The following is a 3,025-nucleotide window of genomic DNA, read 5'->3' as shown; positions in this document are numbered from 1 at the left end:
GGCATGCCGTGGGGGGGCGTGCCGGGCTGGCCCTGACCGGGCTGGCCGTACGGGTTGTCGCCCTGCGGCGGGGGCGGAGGCGGAGTGGACATTCGGGGTCCCCCTTGGGATGGAGTGCCTGACGCGCACCTCGTAGAGGTGGCCCACGTAAGTTAGCGATAAGGAGTGACAACTGTCCGGGCGGGGCCGCCTTGTGACAGGGCTGATGCGGTGATGTGACGTTCGAGCGCTCTCAGGACCCTGCTCGAGCGGCTAGGCGGGCTCGGCCAATGCGGCGGATCCACCAGGCGATTGCCGCGTACAGCGCCGCCACCCCCACCACCAGCGTCGCCGAGCGGCCGTCAGGTGGCAGCATCAGCGCCGCCACGGCCGCGGCGCTGACAAACGCCACGTTGTAGAGCATGTCGTAGAGGGAGAACACCCGGCCCCGGTAGCCGTCGTCCACCTCCGCCTGGACGATGGTGTCCGTGCAGATCTTGGCGCTCTGCGTGGCCGCGCCGAGCAGGAACGCGGCCACGAGCATCGGCCCCGGCCGGAACGGCAGGCCCAGCGGCAGCAGCAGGACGGCGGCCAGCGCCGCCCACAGGCCCATGTAGCCCAACCGCCCGAACCGCCGCGCACCGAGCGGCGTCAGCACCGCCGCGACGAAGAAGCCGAACCCCGACACGCCGACGGCGAGGCCGAGCAGTGCCATGCCCTCCGTGACGTCCTCGGCCCAGGCGTAGCGGCAGAGCATGAGCACCATCACCGTGAGCGCGCCGTAGCAGAAGCGCAGGAGGGTCATGGCGGCCAGCGACTTGGCGGCCAGAGGCCGCTGCGCCAGATGACCCAGCCCGTTCCACAGCCCCCGGACGGTGTCGCTGATCGCCGCCGCGAGGCGCGGCTGGAGGAAGGACGGCTCGGGGCCGAGGAGTTCACGGCCGAGCCGTAGGGCCGCCAGCCCGCCGAGCAGGTAGATCGCGGCGGCCAGCAGGACGACGGCCGCGTCCGAGGCGCCGCCCTCGGGGGCCAGCAGGCGGACGCCGATCGCCAGTCCGCCGCCGACGGTCGCGGCGATCGTCCCGGCCGTGGGGGAGACGGAGTTGGCCATCACCAGGCGTTCGGCGTCGACGACACGCGGCAGTGAGGCCGAGAGCCCCGCCAGGATGAAGCGGTTGACAGCCGTCACGGAGAGGGCGGAGGCGTAGAACAGCCAGGTCGGTGCCGACGCCGCGATGAGCGCGGCGGTGCCGACGGCGAGTACCGCGCGCAGCAGGTTGCCGAGCAGCAGCACCTGCCGGCGCTGCCACCGGTCGAGCAGCACCCCGACAAACGGGCCGAGTACGGAGTACGGAAGCAGCAGTACGGCCATGGCGGAGGCGATCTCCGCGGGTGACGTCTGCTTCTCCGGGGAGAACACCACGTAGGTGGCGAGCGCCACCTGGTAGACGCCGTCGGAGAGTTGGGACAGCAGCCGCACCGCGAGCAGTCGGCGGAAGTAGCGGAAGCGCAGAAGGACGCGTCCGTCGTGGACCAGTCCGGTGCGTGCGTCAGCCATGCCGGTCAGCTTCGCAGATCCTGCAATGCGGCCCGCCGGGACGGGTGGACCAGGGAGAACCGGTCCGGCGCGCCGTCGAGCACACCGCCCGAAGGGTCGTCCGAGCCGTCCTGGCGGACCCGGTCCAGGTGCGGCCTGCGCGCGTCCCACACCACCAGCGCGCAGAGGTAGAGGGTGCCGAGCACGTGGACCGCGATCGTCAGCTGGTACACCTCGGGCGGCAGGCCCTGCTTGTTCTCGCCGCCGCTGGTGTAGGCGAGGTAGTACCAGATGCCGAGGTAGTAGACGACCTCGCAGGACTGCCAGACGAGGAAGTCCCGCCAGCGCGGTCGGGCGAGCGCGGCAAGCGGGATCAGCCAGAGCACGTACTGCGGTGAGTACACCTTGTTGGTGAGCACGAAGAGGGCGACGACGAGGAAGGCGAGCTGGGCGAAGCGGGGGCGTCGCGGCGCGGTCAGCGCGAGCATGGCGATCGCGGCGCAGCCGAGCAGCATGAGGGCGGTGCCGTAGGTGTTGGCGTTCTCCAGCGGGCTGCCGGTGCGCTGGGAGATGATCAGCCACACCGAGCCGAAGTCGACCGGCCGTTCCTGGCTGAAGGTGTAGAACTTCGTCCAGCCGTCCCAGGCGTACAGCATCACCGGCAGGTTCACCAGCGTCCAGGAGCCGACTGCGCCGGCGAGGGCGATCCCCCACTCGCGCAGCCTTCCCGCCCGCCAGCAGAGGACCAGCAGCGGGCCGAGGAGCAGCAACGGGTAGAGCTTCGCCGCGGTGGCCAGCCCCAGCAGGACGCCGAAGACAAGCGGCCGGCTCCGGGACCACATCAGCATCGCCGCGGCCGTCAGCGCGACGGCCAGCAGATCCCAGTTGATCGTCGCGGTGAGCGCGAACGCGGGGGCGAGCGCGACGAGCAGGGCGTCCCACGGCCGGCGCCGGTGGGTGCGGGCGACGCAGACGACAAGCAGCGCGGTGCAGGCCATCAGCATGCCCGCGTTGACCAGCCAGTACATCTGCTGCTCGTGCATCAGCACGTCGGAGCCCGGCGTCAGCCAGGCGGCGACCTGCATGAACAGCCCGGTGAGCACCGGGTACTCCAGGTACTCCATGCCGCGCGAGTAGTCGGCGATCGAGTCCCAGTACGGCACGGCCCCCTCGTGGAAGCCGCGGCCGACGTACAGGTGCGGGATGTCGGAGTAGCAGGCGTGCACGTACTGCGCGCCCTGGCCGAAGAACCACGCCTCGTTGTAGCAGGGCAGTTTCTGCACCATGCCGAGCGCGAAGAGGCCGAGCGCGACCAGCACGACGATCCGCACCGGGTTCCACCAGCCGGTGCCGGTCAGGGCCCGCCTGCCGAGCGGGCCGCCGATCAGCTCGCTCGCCGCCGCGGCGACCTCGTCCTGGCGGGTGGGCGGTACGGGGCTGTCGTCACGCGCACTCATGGCGGCCATCCTGCCCTACCGCCCCGCCGGCGGACGGTGAGAGGGGGAGGGG

Annotated in this window: 2 protein-coding genes; both read right to left on the bottom strand. The window is 71.4% G+C overall.

Translation table 11 applies throughout. The annotated features are described in order from the left end of the window. Positions 1 to 232 precede the first annotated feature (232 nt). On the bottom strand, positions 233 to 1,537 hold the full coding sequence (locus FNX44_RS25515; RefSeq protein WP_143651347.1) for an MFS transporter: 1,305 nt from the start codon (positions 1,535 to 1,537) through the stop codon (positions 233 to 235). Positions 1,538 to 1,542: 5 nt separating this feature from the next. Beyond that, positions 1,543 to 2,973, bottom strand: coding sequence for a glycosyltransferase family 87 protein (locus tag FNX44_RS25510; protein WP_407699214.1), 1,431 nt, complete (start codon positions 2,971 to 2,973; stop codon positions 1,543 to 1,545). Positions 2,974 to 3,025: the final 52 nt, after the last annotated feature.

It is taken from the genome of Streptomyces alkaliterrae, assembly GCF_007097205.2.
Taxonomy (GTDB): domain Bacteria; phylum Actinomycetota; class Actinomycetes; order Streptomycetales; family Streptomycetaceae; genus Streptomyces; species Streptomyces alkaliterrae.
Note: the sequence above shows the minus strand (reverse complement) of the source record. Positions and strands in the feature narration are given on the sequence as shown.

Bases quoted from the DNA above. Each gene is read 5' to 3' on its own strand.
- FNX44_RS25515 (WP_143651347.1), bottom strand. From the start codon at position 1,537: ATGGCTGACGCACGCACCGGACTGGTCCACGACGGACGCGTCCTTCTG.
- FNX44_RS25510 (WP_407699214.1), bottom strand. From the start codon at position 2,973: ATGAGTGCGCGTGACGACAGCCCCGTACCGCCCACCCGCCAGGACGAG.